The sequence below is a fragment of the Bacillus sp. 05T22 genome (assembly GCF_056396765.1).
This window is the reverse complement of the sequence record NZ_JBFTMC010000007.1, coordinates 52,942-72,789: the sequence shown is the minus strand read 5'-3', so window position 1 is coordinate 72,789 and position 19,848 is coordinate 52,942. Positions and strand designations below refer to the sequence as shown.

Annotated in this window: 19 protein-coding genes; 15 read left to right on the top strand and 4 right to left on the bottom strand. The window is 35.6% G+C overall.

The genetic code is table 11. The features are described from left to right. Positions 1-7 precede the first annotated feature (7 nt). Entirely contained in the window at positions 8-805 is a 798-nt protein-coding gene (locus AC1DIT_RS04115) for an NAD kinase (protein WP_476998073.1), read from the top strand. A 15-nt stretch (positions 806-820) separates the two neighbouring features. Then, complete coding sequence (locus AC1DIT_RS04110; protein ID WP_016113797.1) at positions 821-1,708, top strand: RluA family pseudouridine synthase; 888 nt, start codon at positions 821-823, stop codon at positions 1,706-1,708. A gap of 34 nt (positions 1,709-1,742) precedes the next feature. Here AC1DIT_RS04110 and prpE read toward each other — a convergent pair whose 3' ends face one another. Beyond that, positions 1,743-2,483: a bis(5'-nucleosyl)-tetraphosphatase PrpE gene (gene prpE, locus AC1DIT_RS04105; RefSeq protein WP_016113798.1), complete on the bottom strand. Its 741-nt coding sequence runs from the start codon at positions 2,481-2,483 to the stop codon at positions 1,743-1,745. 75 nt (positions 2,484-2,558) lie between these two features. Beyond that, positions 2,559-3,719, bottom strand: a complete 1,161-nt coding sequence (locus AC1DIT_RS04100; protein WP_016113799.1) for an FtsW/RodA/SpoVE family cell cycle protein — start codon at positions 3,717-3,719, stop codon at positions 2,559-2,561. Positions 3,720-4,582: 863 nt separating this feature from the next. Here AC1DIT_RS04100 and fabI point away from each other — a divergent pair. The 7 genes from fabI to AC1DIT_RS04065 all read left to right on the top strand — a co-directional run bounded on the left by fabI (position 4,583) and on the right by AC1DIT_RS04065 (position 12,037). Further along, positions 4,583-5,359 carry an enoyl-ACP reductase FabI gene (gene fabI, locus AC1DIT_RS04095; protein ID WP_001050746.1) on the top strand — a complete coding sequence of 259 codons (777 nt, stop codon included), beginning with the start codon at positions 4,583-4,585 and terminating at the stop codon, positions 5,357-5,359. Positions 5,360-5,622: 263 nt separating this feature from the next. Beyond that, positions 5,623-6,441 carry a UTP--glucose-1-phosphate uridylyltransferase gene (locus AC1DIT_RS04090; RefSeq protein ID WP_016113800.1) on the top strand — a complete coding sequence of 273 codons (819 nt, stop codon included), beginning with the start codon at positions 5,623-5,625 and terminating at the stop codon, positions 6,439-6,441. Between the two features lie 28 nt (positions 6,442-6,469). Further along, a complete protein-coding gene (locus AC1DIT_RS04085; protein WP_476998072.1) occupies positions 6,470-7,750 on the top strand; it encodes a UDP-glucose dehydrogenase family protein in 1,281 nt (426 codons plus the stop codon). A 146-nt stretch (positions 7,751-7,896) separates the two neighbouring features. Next, positions 7,897-8,898, top strand: a complete 1,002-nt coding sequence (locus AC1DIT_RS04080) for a glycosyltransferase family 2 protein (RefSeq protein WP_016113802.1) — start codon at positions 7,897-7,899, stop codon at positions 8,896-8,898. 30 nt (positions 8,899-8,928) lie between these two features. Then, positions 8,929-9,915: a UDP-glucose 4-epimerase GalE gene (galE, locus tag AC1DIT_RS04075; protein ID WP_016113803.1), complete on the top strand. Its 987-nt coding sequence runs from the start codon at positions 8,929-8,931 to the stop codon at positions 9,913-9,915. Between the two features lie 371 nt (positions 9,916-10,286). Continuing rightward, on the top strand, positions 10,287-11,282 hold the full coding sequence (locus tag AC1DIT_RS04070; RefSeq protein WP_016113804.1) for a glycosyltransferase family 2 protein: 996 nt from the start codon (positions 10,287-10,289) through the stop codon (positions 11,280-11,282). 26 nt (positions 11,283-11,308) lie between these two features. After that, positions 11,309-12,037, top strand: a complete 729-nt coding sequence (locus AC1DIT_RS04065; RefSeq protein WP_016113805.1) for a GT-D fold domain-containing protein — start codon at positions 11,309-11,311, stop codon at positions 12,035-12,037. A 1,481-nt stretch (positions 12,038-13,518) separates the two neighbouring features. Here the strand turns inward: AC1DIT_RS04065 and AC1DIT_RS04060 are convergent. Continuing rightward, positions 13,519-14,487, bottom strand: coding sequence for a GDP-mannose 4,6-dehydratase (locus AC1DIT_RS04060; protein ID WP_016131249.1), 969 nt, complete (start codon positions 14,485-14,487; stop codon positions 13,519-13,521). 465 nt (positions 14,488-14,952) lie between these two features. Here AC1DIT_RS04060 and AC1DIT_RS04055 point away from each other — a divergent pair, with 465 nt between their 5' ends. Continuing rightward, positions 14,953-15,681, top strand: coding sequence for a glycosyltransferase (locus tag AC1DIT_RS04055; protein WP_016113807.1), 729 nt, complete (start codon positions 14,953-14,955; stop codon positions 15,679-15,681). Positions 15,682-15,740: 59 nt separating this feature from the next. After that, positions 15,741-16,424, top strand: coding sequence for a CotO family spore coat protein (locus tag AC1DIT_RS04050; protein ID WP_016132595.1), 684 nt, complete (start codon positions 15,741-15,743; stop codon positions 16,422-16,424). Between the two features lie 52 nt (positions 16,425-16,476). Here AC1DIT_RS04050 and AC1DIT_RS04045 read toward each other — a convergent pair whose 3' ends face one another. Continuing rightward, positions 16,477-16,896: a CotY/CotZ family spore coat protein gene (locus AC1DIT_RS04045; protein ID WP_016113810.1), complete on the bottom strand. Its 420-nt coding sequence runs from the start codon at positions 16,894-16,896 to the stop codon at positions 16,477-16,479. A 131-nt stretch (positions 16,897-17,027) separates the two neighbouring features. Here AC1DIT_RS04045 and AC1DIT_RS04040 point away from each other — a divergent pair, with 131 nt between their 5' ends. The 4 genes from AC1DIT_RS04040 (at position 17,028) to AC1DIT_RS04025 (ending at position 19,661) form a co-directional block, all read left to right on the top strand. After that, complete coding sequence (locus AC1DIT_RS04040) at positions 17,028-17,384, top strand: DUF1360 domain-containing protein (protein ID WP_016113811.1); 357 nt, start codon at positions 17,028-17,030, stop codon at positions 17,382-17,384. Between the two features lie 312 nt (positions 17,385-17,696). Then, a complete protein-coding gene (locus tag AC1DIT_RS04035) occupies positions 17,697-18,362 on the top strand; it encodes a class I SAM-dependent methyltransferase (RefSeq protein ID WP_016113812.1) in 666 nt (221 codons plus the stop codon). Positions 18,363-18,859: 497 nt separating this feature from the next. Further along, positions 18,860-19,033, top strand: a complete 174-nt coding sequence (locus AC1DIT_RS04030; protein WP_077295706.1) for a cytochrome C oxidase subunit III — start codon at positions 18,860-18,862, stop codon at positions 19,031-19,033. Between the two features lie 235 nt (positions 19,034-19,268). Further along, complete coding sequence (locus AC1DIT_RS04025; protein ID WP_476998071.1) at positions 19,269-19,661, top strand: CotG/ExsB N-terminal domain-containing protein; 393 nt, start codon at positions 19,269-19,271, stop codon at positions 19,659-19,661. Positions 19,662-19,848 lie beyond the last annotated feature (187 nt).

The following is a 19,848-nucleotide window of genomic DNA, read 5'->3' as shown; positions in this document are numbered from 1 at the left end:
TTGGGCGATGAAATTTRCAATTATGTCAAAGGGAGATCAATCATCAAAYGCACTTGCAAGTACAATGACAGATTACTTGCAAGATTTTGGGTTTACAATGGATGAGGCGGAACCCGATATTGTAATTTCTGTTGGGGGGGATGGGACGCTCTTATACGCGTTTCATCGTTACTATAATCGATTAGATGAGACAGCTTTTGTTGGTGTACATACGGGACATTTAGGGTTCTATGCAGATTGGTTGCCAACAGAAGTAGAAAAACTTGTGATTGCAATTGCGAAAACACCGTTTCAAGTGGTGGAATATCCGCTTTTAGAAGTCATTATTCGCTATGTGAATGGAAGTAAGGAATCGCAGTATTTAGCAATGAATGAAGCGACAGTAAAAAGCGCAGAAGGAACATTAGTAACAGAGGTGGAAATTCGCGGAGAATATTTTGAAACGTTCCGCGGGGACGGTCTTTGTATTTCTACTCCTTCTGGAAGTACAGCCTATAATAAAGCGCTAGGCGGAGCAATCATTCATCCTTCGATTGAAGCGATACAAATTGCGGAAATGGCTTCGATTAATAACCGTGTGTTCCGTACAGTCGGTTCACCGCTTGTTTTACCGAAGCACCATACATGTGTTTTAAAGCCATCGGCAGGAATGAATTTACAAATTACGGTCGATCATTTAACGATGGTTCATCAAGACGTAAAGTCAATTCAATACCGCGTTGCAAACGAGAAGGTGAGATTCGTTCGTTTTCGCCCATTCCCATTTTGGAAACGTGTTCGCGATTCGTTCGTTGCGGGTGAATAGAGAGGATTTATGTATTTGAGAAGATTTACATTAAAATGGTGTATGACAGAAGCAGAGAAGGGAATGCTCATTCGGGAATTTCTAAAAACGAAAGGGATTTCTAAAGCTGCTTTGACAGATATAAAGTTTCAAGGTGGGGCAATTGAAGTTGACGGTAAGCATGCGACGGTTCGGCACGTATTACAGGCCGAGGAAGAATTGCAAGTGTTTTTTCCGGTTGAGGAGAGAAGTGAAGGAATGCTGGCTGAAAATATTCCGCTGACTGTCCTGTATGAGGATGAATCCGTACTGGTAATCAATAAAGAACCATACATGTCAACCATTCCGTCAAGGGAACATCCGGCAGGAAGTGTTGCGAATGCGCTTCTTTATCATTATGACAGGCAGAATCTTGCAAGTACGGTGCATATTGTAACGAGACTGGACCGTGATACGTCAGGACTTATGCTGATTGCGAAAAACCGTTTCATTCACCATCTTTTATCAAAACAGCATCAGCAAAAACAAGTGAAACGAACATATGAAGCCATTGTTCATGGAGAATTGCTAGAAGAGTCGGGAACGATTGATGCGCCAATTGGAAGAAAAGGCGATAGCATTATTGAACGAATGGTATGTGAAGACGGTCAAAAAGCAGTTACGCATTTTCAGGTGATAGAGAGATTTCCTGATAAAACAAGAGTCTCACTGCAGTTAGAAACAGGAAGAACACATCAAATTCGTGTACATATGGCATATTTAGGCCATCCGCTATTAGGGGATGACTTGTATGGGGGGAGTAAGTCGCAGATGAAACGACAAGCGCTCCATAGTACGAGTTTAACCTTCTATCATCCTATTTTAGAAAAACAGATGACCTTTCATGCGGATGTGCCAGAAGATATGGAAGAATTATTAAAATAAGCTGCCTTCGCATGAGGGCAGCTTTATTTTTTAGTTATGTAATTGGACGAAATTTCTCAGGCACAAACGGCATCGAAGAAGGTACAGAAACGGTCTCCATTTCAGGGTACCGAAGGGCTGTTAGCTTCCCGCCAAATACAGCTCCTGTATCAATATTTACCGTATGATTGACAAAACGGGGTTCTGCCACAGGGGTATGTCCGTATACAATCCAAGCTTCTCCTTCATAATATTTCGCCCAATCACGGCGGACAGGTGAACCATCAGGTTGTTTTTCTCCAGTAATGTCCCCATATAATACGAAAGTTTGGACTTTCTTATCACTTTTTCCGATATAATCTTGGCGAATACCAGCGTGACAGACGATGAGTTTTTTGTTATCAAGCACATGATAGAGAGGTGACTGTTCGTAAAGATCGATAAATTTTTTCTGTACTATTTTTTGTTCGCGAGTTTGAAGGGCTTCATATTCAGCGACGGTTGTTTCTAATCCGTGTGCGATTGTTACGTTACGTCCGATGAAAAATCGGTACAACTTATTACAATGATTTCCCGGAGCGTAATAAGCTTCTTTTTTATTTATTACAAGCTCCCATACAATTTCAATCATGCGAAGGGATGCTGGACCACGGTCAGTAATATCTCCGACAAAAGCAAGTTGTCTCTTCTCTGGATGGACAGGAAGACCGCTATCCCAGTTATAACCGAGCTGCGCTGTTAATGTTTGAAACTCTTCTAAACAGCCGTGGATATCTCCGATAATATCGTACTTCATTTCACAACCTCCATCTTATTTTTACTTAGTATACCTAAATTGGATATAGAAAAAACCATACCCGCTGGATATGGTCTAATCAAACATAAACGTTTTTGTTCGCGATCGTACGTTCAGTACAAAGCCAATCGCAATCATATATGTCAGTAAGGAACTACCGCCATAACTCATAAGAGGAAGGGTAATCCCTGTAATCGGAAGTAATCCAATTGTCATCCCAATATTTTGGAATACTTGGAATGTAAACATTCCAATCGTTCCTGCACATAAATAGCTACCGAATGGATCATTACTTTCTAAAGCGATATGAATCATACGATAAATTAATAGGAAGAACAGTGAAATAACAACGCTTGCTCCTAAAAATCCAAATTGCTCAGCGATGTTTGTGAAAATAAAATCGGTATGCGGTTCTGGGAAATATACTTGCCCATTCTCCCATCCTTTACCGTGTAATTCACCTGATCCGGTTGCTAAAACAGCTTGCCTTAACTGATATCCTTGCGTTTCATATTCATAAGGTGCTAACCAGCCGTAGAAACGATCTAATTGATATTCTTTTAAAATATGTTCTTTAAAGAATGCTGTATGCGCAAAGTAAGTGTACGTTAACGCAGAACCAGCCGCTATAACAAGTGTAGCTAAACCGAAAATAAAGCGCCAGCGTATACCTGAAACTAAAATCATCGCTGCGAGCATCGCTGAAATAACCATCGTATTTCCTAAGTCTGGTTCTTTCGCAATTAAAAGTAGTGGTGGTAAACTTGCACCAAATATTTTACCAAGTAAAATTAAATCTTCACGCGGCGTCCGAAACGGATATTTTTCATTATGATTGACGATAATGCGACCAACGACAATGATTAAAAATAACTTCATAATCTCAGAAGGTTGGAAGTTACCAAGACCCGGCAAGCTATACCAAGCAGTAGCCCCTTTAATAGTTACTGCTCCAGGGATTTTTAATTCAAGCCCAATAAGTAAAATCATCGCAAATCCATACAAGTACCAAGCGATTTGTTTATATCGATCAAAATCAATCACCATAATCGCAAAAATTGCGATGGCCCCAATGACATACCATTGAATTTGTTTCGCAACAAAGTTTACCTGTTGTAAAGCCGGTGGTAAAGATGGTTGTGCACTTGCGATAGCAAAACAACTCACAGCCCCGATTACGAGTACAATCAGGATTAATATGTAATCTATTCGATATTGAGAATTCTTATCTTTCAACGTACGTAGTCCTTTCTATTGCTCTTTGCGTAATAAAAAAAAGACGCTATTACCATATTAGCGGATTTTGGACTGTTTGCAAATATGTTGTTTGGATTTTGAGTGTGAGATGTTAGATTATATAAATATAAATTGAAGAACTGAGATAAAACCTTTCTTTTTTAGATGGGAGGGAGTGTCCGACCATGCATAGAAGCGGTCAGTGCCTATTTTAGCCCCGTGCCAAGTTTAAAACAAAGGGAGGAAGTGAGAGTAGGTCAGCTTGAGTTTTCATAGTAGTAATTTATATGTGAAACCCGAAAAGTATGATTGGTGATGGAAGTGTGACTTTGTATAAATACAAATAAAAAACCACTCTTTTTGGATGGAAGAGAGGATCCGTCCGTGTGTAGAAGCGGTTAGGGCCTATTTTAGCCCCATGCCAAGTTTAAAACAAAGGGAGGAAGTGAGAGTAGATCTCTTTGGGTTTTCATAGCAGTAATTTAGATACGAAAGCCGAAAAGTGTGATTTTACATAAATACAAAATAAAAAACCACTCTTTTGGGATGGGAGAGAGGATCCGTCCATGGGTAGAAGCGGTCAGGGCCTATTTTAGCCCCATGCCATGTTAAAACAAAGAGAGAAAGTGAGAGCGGTTCCCTTTTATTCTTCATAGCCGTGATTTATCCAGCAAGTACTTTTAAATAGAGGAAATAAAGATTGAACTTTCGTAGTAGCAGGAAAGTGAAAGAGCAAAAGAGAAGTAAAGAACCAGTTATACTAATAATTTTGTTTTGCCTTATTTTGAATTTGTGATATGATATAAATATATTACCAGGTACTAATAACTGATATTACTTAATGAATTTAGGGGGATAAATAAATGAATCTTCTCAACTTAAAAGGAAAAAACATTATTGTCATGGGTGTTGCGAACCAACGAAGCATCGCTTGGGGAATTGCTCGTTCATTACATGAGGCAGGAGCAAACTTAATTTTCACATATGCAGGTGAACGTCTAGAAAAAAACGTACGCGATCTAGCAGAATCATTAGAAGGACAACAATCACTTGTTTTACCATGTGACGTAACAAACGATGAAGATATCGCGCGTTGCTTCCAGTCTATTAAAGAAGAAGTTGGAGTTGTTCACGGATTAGCACATTGCATCGCATTCGCAAACCGTGATGACTTAAAAGGTGAATTCGTTGATACATCTCGCGACGGATTCTTACTAGCGCAAAACATTAGCTCATTCTCATTAACAGCTGTAGCAAGAGCGGCGAAGCCATTAATGACAGAAGGCGGCAGCATCGTAACATTAACATACCTTGGCGGCGAGCGCGTTGTATCTAACTACAACGTAATGGGTGTTGCAAAAGCATCACTAGACGCAAGCGTAAGATACTTAGCAAACGACCTAGGACAACACAACATCCGCGTAAACTCTGTATCAGCAGGTCCAATCCGTACACTATCAGCAAAAGGTGTTGGCGACTTCAACAGCATCCTAAAACAAATCGAAGAACGCGCACCACTTCGTCGTAACGTAACGCAAGAAGAAGTTGGTAACACAGCGTTATTCTTATTCAGTGATCTAGCAAGCGGAGTTACTGGTGAGAACATTCATGTGGATTCTGGGTATCATATTTTAGGGTAGTAGGAAGCAAGAGACAATATATTTATAAAATAAAAAACCTCCAAAATTGTAAAAATATAATTTTGGAGGTTTTTTTGATGTTTAAAAACAATTTTGAAGTTTTTACCCTACATATATATTTATGTGATATTTATCCAAAAAATTGACAAGATGTAACAAAAAAGCATCGTTGAAATATATTGATTAATGTAGCGAGATAATGGTTCGTTATTGTACACACAATAGAGCTGTTTTTATTGTATTAGGAAATGAGGTGATCGAGTTTGATAAAAAAGGCTGTTATACCAGCTGCAGGATATGGAACGAGAAGTCTCCCTATTACAAAGGTTTTACCGAAGGAAATGTTTCCTATCTGTGGTCGTCCTGCAATTGATTACATTGTACAAGAAGCGATTGATGCAGGTATTAAGGAAATTCTCATTATTACATCTAGAGCTAAAAATATGATTATGGATTATTTTGATCGCTTTATAGAATTAGAAGAATTCTTAACAAAAAATAAAAAAGAGCATTTAATCTCTACAATTATCCCTCCGAATGTTCATATTCAATATATACGTCAACCTTATGCAACTGGATTAGGGGCTGCTGTACAGCTAGCAGAGCGATTTATCGGTAACGATCCTTTTGCTGTATTGCTCCCCGATCAAGTTTTTATGAATGAAGAAAAGAGTGCGTTAAGAGAGCTAATAGAGATTTATGATGAGTATCAAACAAATGTTATAGGTGTCAAAGAGATGAAACAGGAGGACTTGAAATTATACGGAGTGATAAAAGGAACGCAGATAGAAGAAAATTTGTATGAGATGATTGATATAATTGAAAAACCTCAAAAATATCCCCCATCTAATCTGGCTGCTATAGGACGGTACGTCTTTACCCCTGAAATATTCTGCTTTCTTAATCAAGCAATTCCTGGTGTAGGAAATGAAATTCAATTAACAGATGCGATGAAACAAATGCTTCTTACGAAAAACTATATGGCAAAAGTATTAGAGGAACACTGCTTTGATTTAGGAAAGGAAAGTGAATATATAGCACTTATAAATGAAGTGTTTAGAAAAAGGAATAACTCCTTGTAATTTACAGGTGTTCTTTAAGGAGGAAAATATGAATATATTGGTTATTGGCACAGGATACGTAGGAACGACAACTGCACTTGTATTTGCTGAACAAGGTCATCAAGTGATGGGTGTAGACATAGATGAAAAGAAAATCAGTAGTTTAAAAGCTGGGAAGCTTCATTTTTATGAAGAAGGTTTAGAGGAATTACTGTGCAAGCATTTAGCTCAAAATAATATTTGTTTTACAACAAATATGGAAGAAGCCATTCGAAAAAATGAAATAATTTATATTTGTGTAGGCACACCATCTAAACAGGATGGAAGTGCAGATTTAACATATGTAGAGCAAGTGGCAAGATCAATCGGAACATATATGAATGAATATAAAGTCGTGGTTACGAAAAGTACAGTACCTGTAGGAACAGCAGAAAAGGTCACAAACTGGATAATAGAATCGAAACAAGCAGCACATGAATTTGATGTAGTCTCTAATCCAGAATTTTTACGAGAAGGATCAGCTCTTTATGATGCTTTGCATCCGGACAGAATTGTCGTAGGTGCTGCTAGTCCTAAAGCGTTCGGGAAAATGAAGGGATTATTTGACAATGTTAAATCTCCTTATATGGAAACAACGCAAAGAGCAGCAGAGTTGATTAAATATGCGGCTAATTCATTTTTGGCTTTGAAAATTTCCTACATCAATGAATTGGCAAGATTGTGTGATCAACTGAATATAAATATCAATGATGTAGCAAAGGGAATGGGATTAGACAATAGGATTGGAACAAGTTTTTTAGGGGCCGGTATAGGATATGGCGGGTCATGCTTTCCTAAGGATGTGAATGCTTTATTGGATACAGCGAATCAATATTCAGCCTCATTATCTATTTTAGAGAAAGCTATACAAGTTAACAAAACACAGCCTGTTTACATGCTTGAAAAAATGAAGAACATAATCGGAGACTTGAAAGGAAAAAACATTGCGGTTTTAGGGTTGTCTTTTAAAGCAAATACAGATGATATAAGAGAATCACCTTCCTTAATTATTATTGACTATTTATTAAAAGAAGGAGTAAATGTCAAAACTCACGACCCTKTGGTTACATCATATTCTGCGTGTTTCAAACAATATCAGACGGTGGAAGAGGCAGTCACAAATGCAGACGCTGTTTTAATTTGTACCGATTGGTCTCAGTATAAGGATTTTGCTTGGGAGACAATAAAAGATAAGATTACCAATCCCATTATTTTTGATGGGAGGAATTGCTTGAATGCTGAAAAAATGAAGTGCTTAGGATTTATCTATAGGGGTGTTGCATACACCTAACGCATATAAAAGTAGTTATAGAGGGAGAAGAGATTAGTAAACTAATCTAAGTTACATGTTTCAAACTCAGTGAATACAGTCTATTATTCTTCGCCAAAAATAGATTGATAATAAATGTATTTTTGGCGAAGGAAAGGAGGAAAGTCATGCTAGTTTCTGTGGTAACAGCTGTTTACAACGGAGAAAAATACCTTCAGGAATGCATTGAGAGTATTTTAAATCAAACATATACAGAGATTGAATACATTATTGTGAATGATGGATCCACAGATGGAACAAAGGAAATTTTAGATGCTATACAAGATACAAGAGTTAGAGTGATGCATTTAGACAGAAATCATGGAGCGGCGTTCTGTCTAAATCAGGGAATCAATCAAGCGGAGGGAAAATGGATTGCTATCCAAGACGCCGATGATGTAAGTGTTCCAATAAGACTAGAAGAGCAGATTGAATATTTTAAAAAACATCCTCAAGCTATTGGGGTGAGTTCTTTCGTTAAAGGGATAGCAGGAAAGGAACCGGTTTCGGAAAAATCTTTGTATGCTCATGAATTTTATTTTAATAAGGTAATGTCTAAAGAAGAGGTTTATACGACAAGATTTTTGACATGTTATGTATGTCATGGTTCAGTAATGTTTTTAAAAGAAGTATTCCACCGTTTGGGTGGGTATAATCCTCTCTTTAAAATAGTGTATGATCGCGACCTATGGTTTCGTCTATTTGAAGTTGCACCATTTGAAAAGATACCTAAGGTGTTGTATCACTATCGTGTTCTTCCTAATTCCCTTAGTCATGGTGATTCTAGTGCGGTAGGTAAAGAATTATTATTGGCTGCCACAATGGGTATACGAGACTTTATACATCGCAAGAAAGGCTATCTCCATAATGAAAGTCCGAATGTTATTGTATTGGCACCTCGAAATAAATGTGAGTTCTTTAAAAGATATATTGCCCCTCATGTAAACATGAATGTTAAAAGATATATTAGTCGTAGCGGAGAGCTTAGAGAATGGGAAATTAAAGACTTAATAAGTAATGATGTCATTGATGCTATATTTGTAATGAATAATCAGCAATCGCATCGCTTAATGAAAAAACTCATTCGTAAAGGGTTGAAGATGAATGAGCATATTTTTAAGATTGAATAGAAATATGTATTCAGAAAAGCAGGTGAATATATGATACTGGTTTTAGGTGGGGCCGGTTATATAGGTAGTCATGCGGTAAAAGAATTACTAAATAAAGGGTACGATGTGCTGGTTATTGATAACCTTTCAACAGGGAATCGACAATCATTGGATTCTAGGGCGGTATTTGTTAAAGGGAACATAGGAGATTATGTGTTACTAGAACAGGTTTTTACTCAATATAATGTTGAGGCTGTTATGCATTTTGCCGCGAGTTGCTTAGTTGGTGAATCTATATCCAATCCGCTTAAATATTATGAAAACAATGTTGTGAATTCCTTTAACCTATTAGAGGCAATGGTAAAGCATAACATCAAGAAGATAATTTTTTCTTCTACTTGTGCCACATATGGATTGGCGGAAAACGAATTTTTAAATGAAAAATCTCCTACGTCTCCAATCAATCCATACGGACGTTCTAAGTTAATTGTCGAGCAAATGATAGATGATTGCTTTAAAACATATGGGGTGGATTATATAATTCTTCGTTACTTTAACGTAGCGGGTGCTGATTTTTCCGGTCTAATCGGGGAACATCATAACCCTGAAACACATCTCATTCCAAATGTTCTTTTGCACCTGTCAGGAAAATCCAAATATATATCTGTATTTGGAAACGACTTTAGTACTGCAGACGGAACATGTATACGTGATTATATCCATGTGCTTGATCTGATAGAGGCGCATATATTGTCATTACAAGCATTACTGAATTCTTCACCTATGTGCAGAATTTACAACATAGGTAATAATAGAGGGTATTCAGTTAAACAGATTATTGAACAATGTGAGAGAATAACAAAGAAGAAAGCAAACATTGTTTACGAGAGAAGAAGAGAGGGGGATCCACCTTATTTAGTAGCATCCGTAAAAAAGGTTTGTGAGGAACTCGGCTGGGTACCTAAGTATTCTTTAGAAGATATGATTCGTTCTGCGCAGCGATGGCACAGGATCAATCCGGATGGATATAACAACTGAAATTTGGCATGGTTTTTATCATAAACTTGCCTGGGTAATTCCTTTGATTTACTAGATTTTAAGATAAGTCTGTGCTAAAAACAGATGTTGATATTAGATGTATATAACTGCTAAGGGAAAACAAAACATTCTAGTTTCGTTTGAAGTAGATAAAACAGGTTTACTCTTGTCCCATTTAATGGAATGTTCGTTAAAAAAAGTCCTCGTTCTATTTTATATTCATATATATCGAAATTATCGTGCATTAGTAGAGTGCAATATAAAACTGAATTTAACGGATAAAGGCCCTGTCATCCATCTTTCTTAAAACATAATCTAATAAGAATATAAGAGAAGACCTTTAGTCAATTAAAATTAAGGAGAGTTGCTTAATGTTTGTATCTGTTGTAATGGCTGTTTATAACGGCGAGAAATTTATACAAGAAGCAATTGACAGTATTCTTTCACAAACATACGAGCATTATGAATTGATTATAGTTAACGATGCTTCAACAGATAATACTTCAAATCTTTTAGATGAAATTGTAGATCCTAGAGTGAGGATAATACATCTTTCAAGTAATCAAGGGGCAGCTCAGGCACTGAACATAGGTATTGAACATGCGAAGGGGGACTGGATTGCCATTCATGATGCGGATGATATTAGTGTTCCTAAGCGTCTAGAAATACAAGTTGATTATCTTTTAGAACATCTCCAATTAGTTGCGGTAGGTTCTTGGATTAAGTGTATTCCAGGTGACAACCAACTATCGGAGGGAGATCTTTATTTTGAAAGTGGAAGAAATTGGTTTAGGGAGAATTCTCAGATAGCTTCAAGTTTATATCAGGGTTGTCCATTAACTCATGGAAGCGTAATGTTTTCACGAAGTGCTTATATAACAGCAGGGAAATATGATGCTAACTTAAAAATTGCCTATGATTATGATCTTTGGACTAGACTCATTACTTTAGGTCCAATAGAAAATGTTCCTGAGGTGCTTTATCATTATCGAAGATATGATGACTCTCTATCCAATAAGAATATGCACGAAACAGTGAAAGAATTATTTTACTCATTTTCAAAGTATGTTCGAAATACAATTCATAGAAATAAGCAGGATTATCCAAAATTAGCTGTAATTGGAAGTAAAGGAGGATGTGAATTATTTGTAGAGCAGTCAAAATCGGTACTCGAAATTCCATTAATGATTTATCAGAAGGAAAGAAGTTATCTTCCAAAACTCAAGTCGTGGCTCAAAACTAGAAAATTAGACGGGGTAATTTTATTAAATAGCACCGTTCATAAGAATGAACTAATTAGCTCATTAAAAAGCTATAGAATGGAACCTAATCAAAACATTTTTGAATTTTATAGTGGTGACCTGTAATAAAAAATGATTATTGAGGTGATTCTGTGTCATGTAATTGTCATAGTTATCAACATAAGTTTTTAAATACTTATGAAGTAATAGCTCTTTTAGAGGAAGCGTTAAATAAGAAAGAAGCATTTTCATTGACTCGATTTTCACATGCAGAAATTTCGTGTTTAAGTTGGAAATTTAATAAGAAAGTATTCAATATAATGAATGATTTCAGGTCATACAATGGTTTTACTGAGTCTGTTGAACCCACAGCTAGAAAAGTATTGAAATCAATGAAAACAACAAATGTGGCAGGATTTATTAGACAGGACTGTGAAGAAAACGGAGAATTTTGGTATGAGAATACTAAAAAATTATTTCATCATTTACGCTATATCCCTAAAAAAATATGTTCAGTTTGGGTAACACATGAAATGATAGGGGAACAAAAGTTTTGGGAACTCCTTCAAAATAAAAAGATAGCCCTTATTGGCAGGCGTGCTCAAGAGGCTATACCGTATTTTCAAAAAAAACATGTGAATGTAACTATTGCTTTGCCACTAGAAGGAACACGGCATATAAATGAATTACATGGATATTTATTGGAAAATAATGATTGGGACATTGCTTTACTAGCTGCAGGTATACCCTCAACTATCTTAACACCAATAGTAGCTAATTCAACAGGGCGAATCGCTATCGATTTTGGCCACGCACTTGACATGGTAATTGATGGCCATAGCTTTAACTTTAATGAACTATTTAAACCGTGGAAGAATTAGCACGAGTAAGGATGCTTCAAAGAGGTTTCAATGAAGAACATTTTTAAATTTAGTTTATATTAAAATACAATGTTGGTTTGATAGGGAAAAGAATGCCTTTCGTTAAAGGCATTCTTTTAGGGTTAAATTGTACTAAGCTTGCCAATTATCCTCGTTTGAAATCCACTTAGGCTATTTTAAGTCCGACCGTCCTTCATCGTGGAAACAAACATAATAAGGTGTTTCAAATTTTATGCCTCCAGCTTCATTCCAACAGTTTGAACACCACTCTACAAAGAAAAGTTAGAATTCACTTAATTTCCAATTGTTTTTTTATAGAAGTTTCAGAATGTATCTTCTAGTTTGTCTTCTAATGGGAAATATTCAAAGTCGTCTAGAATGCTTTCACTTTCAGAAAAGATAATTTCCTCTTGCCCTTCGTAAAGAACTCATTGGCTTCCCTATCCATAGAATGCGTCATGATGGATACTTTAGAAGGCGGATACTATTCGATAACTTTATCTAAACGAGAGTTTACGATTCTCTCCATATCTAACAAACTAGAATATGTTGTTTTCTAACGGTCACGAGGAACAAGTATGCATACTTGTTCCTTACTAATACCACGAAACGAAGAAGAACCACCACGCCTTGTTGATTTGTGACCTACAATGTTTCGTTTTTCTTTCTCGGAATATAAGAAATATGTCTCGACTATACCCTCAAATACGGCACAATAGATATACTGAAGAGCAGCTAACAGCTTTTAATAAAACAACGTAACCTATGAAATATCTCTAATGATTTCAGTAGATTTACGAAGAGAGTATCCTTCTATCATACATTGCATGAACCCTAATCATTTCTCTTGTTTTTGAGTACGGCGCAACGGCATAGTTGTAAAATCTGTAAATGATTTACGAAAAGACTTGCATTTGTATTGCTGGCGAATGATTTTTTCATTTTTCATCATTTTGTAAATTTTAAATCGCATTACAGTTTAACTTTCACAATGAGTACATACGAATCCATTTTGGTTGTTTCACTTTGATAATTGGCTTGGTTTTTTGCATAGCGATACGCACAGACCTTTTTAGAAATGCAGAGTCCATACTTACTTGTATCATCTGATTTCAAAATTTCATTTCGTAGTTTGCTTGGCTTCATTGTAATGTATATCGCTTCTTTTCTATGAGTTCAGACCTTTAGTGTGGAATTTTTACAATATCTTATCCATTATTAACAATAAAGTTTAACATAGCCTAAATTAAAAGTTACTAAAAATCACAAAATTGCCCGAGCCCCTGAAGTGTATTACGTAATTCATGCGTCTTATATAATGGGAGCAATGGTTCATCAAAAATGTACATTCATTTAAAAATGAAATTTAGTATAGAAGCCTTTATAGAAAGACACTTTATGTAAACATAAGTGATCTTTCTATATAAAAACTGACTAAAGTGGCTTTTACTAAATATAATTATAATGTTTGGTATTATAAATTAGTAGTATAAATCTAATTTCTTTTTGTAAGTATGAATGGTTAACTTTAGCCCTGCTTCTAAATTTATTTGTGGTTTCCAATTAAGTAATTGCTTTGACTTTGCAATATCTGGTCTGCGCTGCTTMGGATCATCCTCTGGCAGCGGATGGTAGGTAATGTTGCTTTGTGAACCTGTCAATTTTTTTACAATATGAGCAACATCAACAATCTTATACTCTATTGGATTTCCAATATTAATAATTTCTCCATTGGCCTCCTCTTTCTCCATCATCAACATTAGTCCATGCACTGTATCGGTCACATAACAAAATGAACGTGTTTGTGAACCATCCCCATACACAGTCATGTCTTCCCCAGTTAGTGCTTGCGTTACAAAATTGGATATAACTCGCCCATCATCATTTCGTAAACCTGCTGAATACGTATTAAAAATTCTAGCCACTTTAACAGGCACATTGTAGAGAGAATGATACAAGTAACATAGAACTTCTCCCATCCGTTTTGATTCATCATAACAGGCTCTTGGTCCCCATGTATTCACATTTCCTCTATATGTTTCATCTTGAGGATGAACTTCTGGATCTCCATAAGCTTCACTCGTACTTGTATATACGATCTTTGCATTTGTTCGCTTTGCAAGTTCAAGCATATTTTTCGTTCCAGATATATTTACATCTATCGTGTCAAATGGAGTAGATTGATAGAATTTTGGAGAAGCAGGAGATGCAAGATGATAGATTTCATCTACTGCTGATAGGGATGCTAGTTGTAAAATATCAGATGATGATACGTCAGTTTGTAGAAATTTGAAATTACTATTATGAAGTATTTCTTGCAAGTTTTCTATCTTTCCAGTAGATAAATTATCCATTCCTATCACGAAAGTTCCATTTGTATTTAAAAGTGTCTTGGCTAAATAAGAACCAAGAAAACCAGCAACCCCAGTAATCACAACTGTTTTTGTCAATTTGCTCACCTCATGTTGTTGTGTATGAAAGTATATTTTGCCCCTAAAATTCCACCTCAAAGTTATGCAGAAAGCGAAGATATTGGATGGATGATAATTGTCCATAAGAGCCTGATTTGTTCAACTAACCCCATTGAGGGAAGTTTCACTTTATAAGTTTTAAAAAATTCGCCAATAACAGTATATGAAAGACAGAATAGAATGTTCTGGAAGGTTTTTTGGAATATAAAATGTATGTTATTCGTATGATGTTATAAACAAGGTTTATGTAGGAAGGCCCCAGTGGGTAATAAAGTGAAACTTTAATCAGTGGGGGCTTTCTTCATCCCCCACTGATTATTAGTTGAACGAATCGGGCTTTTACGGGCAGTTGATCCCCCTCCTAACTTCTTTTTTTTCGCTGAATTTTGAGGTGGGGGTCTTACTGCCTGTTAATGCGGGATAAATCATAATGGGGGCGAATAGATGGTCTCGATTATTGCGGTTACAAAGCGTGAGAATTTTTTGGAGAATGTTTTTAACAATTATGAGCGTCAACGATATAAGGAGAAAGAATTAATTATTATATTGAATAATGATGCTATGGATATAGACAGGTGGCAAAACAAGGCACAGGACATTGAAAACATTCGTGTTTTTCGATTGGAAAGTAGCATTACACTTGGGGAGTGTTATAACTTCGCTATTCCAAAAACAAAATACGATTGTATTGCAAAGTTTGATGATGATGATTATTACTCTTCATATTATTTAGAAGAGGCGATGAAGGGATTACAAGTAAGTGGTGCAGATATGGTTGGAAAGAGTACTATTTTTATTTATTATCTTGGTAATCAAATGCTTACTCTTTTTAACGAGAAGAAAGAATTTATGGAGTTGTACTTGGAAGAAGAGTTATATGAAAAATATTTAGTAGGTGCCACCTTGGTTTTTAAAAAGAGAATATTTGGAGATGTGACATTTGAAAGAGTGAATGATGGGGAAGATACTCTTTTTTTGAAGGCTTGTTTAAAAAGAGGTTTTAAATTGTATAGTACTTCTAAATATAACTATGTGTATATTCGCTATCCTAACATTCGTCATCATACTTCTACATTTCAAGAACATAAACTTTTGGAAAAATCAAGGGTATTGAGGAGCGTTGCGAACTTTAAAGAATATATTGAATATGATTCAAAGAGCTTTTTTCAGTAACTATATGTAGACAGCTGTAAAAATTAATAGCAAGTAAGTCAAGCAGAGGAGGAAGAAAGATGGGAAAGGAGAAAAAAACTTCTTCAGAACAACAACCACGTCTCTATATTGCACAATCAAAACGCTCGCAACTAGTTGGGGGTATGCAAAAAGTATTTATTGTAAAACAAAATTCTATTGAGCAACATCAATTAGATTTAAATCAGGAAAATAAGAGTGCAACTTTACCTAATGTACCTAGTTCGGAGATGGAAAGTGAAGAAACAGAGGAAGAAGTAGAAGAAAAGCCTTTTTCAGCTGAAGAGGAAAGTATCTCAGTTGATAATGAAGAAGAAACAGAGGAAGAGGTAGAAGAAAAGCCTTTTTCATCTGAAGAGGAAAGTATCTCAGTTGATAATGAAGAAGAAACAGAGGAAGAAGTAGAAGAAAAGCCTTTTTCAGCTGAAAAGGAAAGTGTTTCAGTTGATAATGAAATGGAAATAGAGAAAGAGGTAGAGGGAAAGGGAAAGGGAAAGAAAGCTTTTACACAAATGACCAACATAGAAAAAATTAATTATGTATTGAATAGGCCACATTACATTCCTAATATCCAGTGCGCAGTCCAAACGAGGCAAGAAGTATATGTCGGATATATCGTGTCATTTGAAAAAGAGGTTTTAAAACTGAAAAGTAGCACTTATTTCAATTTTGTTACTATAAAACTTGCGGAGATTGAAACGATACAAATGAAGGGACTCACGTAAATAGAAAAGCGGTAGAAAAATTCTACCGCTTATAGTTTTTAAGTTTACATAATTAAACGCAAGGAATAAATACATCTTCGACGCATGCGATTGCGCAGAAACAATTTAAGTCCACAATGATACATTGATCTGTTTTGTCAAATTTACACATACCCAAACTTCCATCGTTTAATTTTAACACTCGTAATACAGCACAACAGTCATCTACACTTTCTACACGAAAGAATTCTGAACTGTCTGTGGTGCAATTTTCTGTTAAAAAGTTTGCGAAAAATAGGTCGCCATTTTTGCTGTATAAAGAAAATACCCTTGTATTAGCTTTCATTCCGCTAGACGGCATACCTAGCATAGGGTTTAAACAGTTAGCCGTACAGATAAAGTCGACGCATGCAGATTGCAATTCATCAATAAATTTTACAACATCACATACACAGTCGAGACCTTTATGGCCGTGTTTGTCATTACAACTCATTTATTTCACTCCTTATCGTTGAGTTTTCTTTTACATTAATAGAATATTGAAACGGGTGTAAATTGGTTACTATCCTAAGCTTGTCTTTTTGGAAATAGGCATGATTTCTTTTGAGAGGAGAGATGGGGAATTTGTTACTTAATAGTTGGTTGTTATTTGCTATATTTTCTTGCGCTGCGTTTCGGTTAACACGCCTTATTGTTTATGATAAAATTACAGCATTTTTGCGTAGGCCATTTATTGAAGAAGTGCAAATAAATGAACCGGATGGTACAGTATCCACTTATACGAAAGTAAAAGGAAAAGGAATCCAAAAATGGATTGGTGAATTGTTAAGTTGTTATTGGTGTACGGGTGTGTGGGTGAGTGCATTTTTGCTTTTGTTGTATTATTTTGTTCCGAAAGTAGCGGAACCGCTTATACTATTGTTAGCTATTGCAGGTGCTGCAGCTATTATAGAAACGATGATTAGTCGCTTTATTGAGTAAGAAAATGGGGGAACAGAGCAGAAAGGTTGTTCATATATTAGGTTGGTGAATTTATCCTACAGGGGCGTGTTATGAAAAATAATCTGTAACCACATCTATATTATACCCTTTACCCAGCATATCAAACACAACTTCAGCAACAAGGTTTGTGAAAAAAGAAATGTATAATTTTTATTTTTTTAACAATGTCATATAGTTGAAGTGTTAATGTAGCAAGGTGTTTGCAAGAAACATAGTGTGGTAAAAAAACTTATATGTTAGATATATAAAGTTTGATAAATGTTTCATAAAAATATGTAGAAGGGGATGCAGATGGATTCATATGAAAAAGATTATTTTCAATGGTTACAAGTTGGATCGTTACGTTCAGCAAAAATTGTTATCCCTTATGTTCTAGACTTCATTAAGCCTAATTCCGTTGTGGATATAGGATGTGGAGTAGGGACGTGGTTATCTGTTTTCCAAGAAAAAGGCGTTAAAGATATAGTAGGAATTGATGGTGATTACGTAGATCAGAATATGCTTCATATACCACAAAATGCTTTTATAGCACTAGATTTAACAAAGCCTATTAAGTTAAATAGGGAATTTGATTTAGTAGTATCGTTAGAGGTTGCTGAACATTTGCCTATTGAATGTGCTACAACATTTGTAGAAACATTAACATCTCTTGGATCAGTTATTCTATTTTCAGCTGCAATTCCATTTCAGGGAGGTGATAATCATTTCAATGAGCAATGGCCAGAATATTGGGCAGCTTTATTTAAGAAATATAGGTACGAAGCTATTGATTGTATAAGAAGTAAAATATGGAATAACTATGATGTAGAATGGTGGTACTCACAAAATATTTTAATGTATGTTAATGAAGATTATCTTGAAAAAGACCAGAAACTTAAAAAAGAATTTGAAAATACAAATCATTCCCAATTATCAATTGTTCACCCTGTAAAATATTTATCTAGTATAGGACAATGATGAAAACGATTCGAAATTTTAGATTGAATTTATATATGAATATTTTTTATAGGGTATATGTAACGATTTTAAAAAATTCTCCTTAATTAGATTGTAAAATACAAGGAACGATCAAAGTTTTAATATTATTTATTTTATTGGTGATTGTAACTATATAAATCCTAATTAATTTTGCGATATGGCTAGTGGATCGGATGAGCCGGGGTATCTTTTCTAGAAATATTGAGATGTTTTATAAAGGGAACGCTTGATTTTCGAACGTCTTTTCACATAGCATGAAACTAATTTACAATCACGAGTCTTTTCAGCCATCTAAAAGTGCTGCATTGAGGTTTGGGGAATATGGTGGTATATCACACTTATACTACTGTTAGCTATTGCAGGTGCTGCAGCTATTATAGAAACGGTGATTAGTCGCTTTATTGAATAAGAAAATGGGGGAACAGAGTAGAAAGGTTGTTCATATAGTAAAGTGATAGAATTATCCTGCAGAGGAGATGTTTACTATGAGAAATAATCCGCAACCCAATCCATATTATACTATTCATCCATCGTATCAAATACAACAGCAGCAACTTCAACAGCAGCTCCAGCAGCTAGGTTTTGTAAAGAAAAAGGGTTGTAATTGTGGCCAGAAAAAGAACACCTCTGATCAACAAAACCAAGGGTAAAAACACTCACGTTATCGTGAGTGTTTTTGTTTTGTATGAAAATATATGAAGTTCAAAAATTGTTGAAGTAAGAAACAGTTGCAGGTAGTTTGCTTACTGCTTTGCATCAACATCCGCTATATATTTATTTCTATAAACTTTAAGCTTTTGGCCCATACAAAGAGAATACCATTTTCATATCATGATTAATGTAAAAGGATACATTTCAGTTTAATTGGCGATAAGGAGGGATTCTATGAAACGTGATATTCAAAAAGCTGTTGAGGAAATCAAAAGTGCRGGGATGGAAGAGTTTTTACATCAAGACCCAATCTTTAATCACAAATGCACAACAGGTTGTAAACGCACAACAGGTTGTAAACGCACAACAGGTTGTAAACGCACAACAGGTTGTAAACGCACAACAGGTTGTAAACGCACAACAGGTTGTAAACGTCCACGAACAAAATGTACGCGTGTGAAAAAATGTACACGTGTGAAAAAAAATGATCATGATAAAAAATCTTGCCATCACTCATGTGGTGATGATTGTCATTCAGGCTGCCATAAGTGGCCTAACAATAAACTTGTATTCCGCCAAAAGAAAAAGTGTGATCCTTTTGGGTTTATAAAACGTTGCAAAGACTAATTGTAAGACCATGATTACAATAAAGTGAAACTTTAATAAGTGGGGGATTCATCCCCACTTATTATTAGCCTAATCAATCAAACTTGTATTGCTCATGAATCCTTTACAACTCTTCTTGTGGAGTTAGGACCTGAAATGTGTCGTATCAATCGAGGCGATGTGGCAGGATTTCTTGACATATGACAGA

Coding starts and splice junctions, on each gene's coding strand:
- prpE (WP_016113798.1), bottom strand. CDS start 2,483: ATGAAGTACGATATTATCGGAGATATCCACGGCTGTTTAGAAGAGTTT.
- fabI (WP_001050746.1), top strand. CDS start 4,583: ATGAATCTTCTCAACTTAAAAGGAAAAAACATTATTGTCATGGGTGTT.
- AC1DIT_RS04080 (WP_016113802.1), top strand. CDS start 7,897: ATGCTAGTTTCTGTGGTAACAGCTGTTTACAACGGAGAAAAATACCTT.
- galE (WP_016113803.1), top strand. CDS start 8,929: ATGATACTGGTTTTAGGTGGGGCCGGTTATATAGGTAGTCATGCGGTA.
- AC1DIT_RS04070 (WP_016113804.1), top strand. CDS start 10,287: ATGTTTGTATCTGTTGTAATGGCTGTTTATAACGGCGAGAAATTTATA.
- AC1DIT_RS04055 (WP_016113807.1), top strand. CDS start 14,953: ATGGTCTCGATTATTGCGGTTACAAAGCGTGAGAATTTTTTGGAGAAT.
- AC1DIT_RS04050 (WP_016132595.1), top strand. CDS start 15,741: ATGGGAAAGGAGAAAAAAACTTCTTCAGAACAACAACCACGTCTCTAT.
- AC1DIT_RS04045 (WP_016113810.1), bottom strand. CDS start 16,896: ATGAGTTGTAATGACAAACACGGCCATAAAGGTCTCGACTGTGTATGT.
- AC1DIT_RS04035 (WP_016113812.1), top strand. CDS start 17,697: ATGGATTCATATGAAAAAGATTATTTTCAATGGTTACAAGTTGGATCG.
- AC1DIT_RS04030 (WP_077295706.1), top strand. CDS start 18,860: ATGTTTACTATGAGAAATAATCCGCAACCCAATCCATATTATACTATT.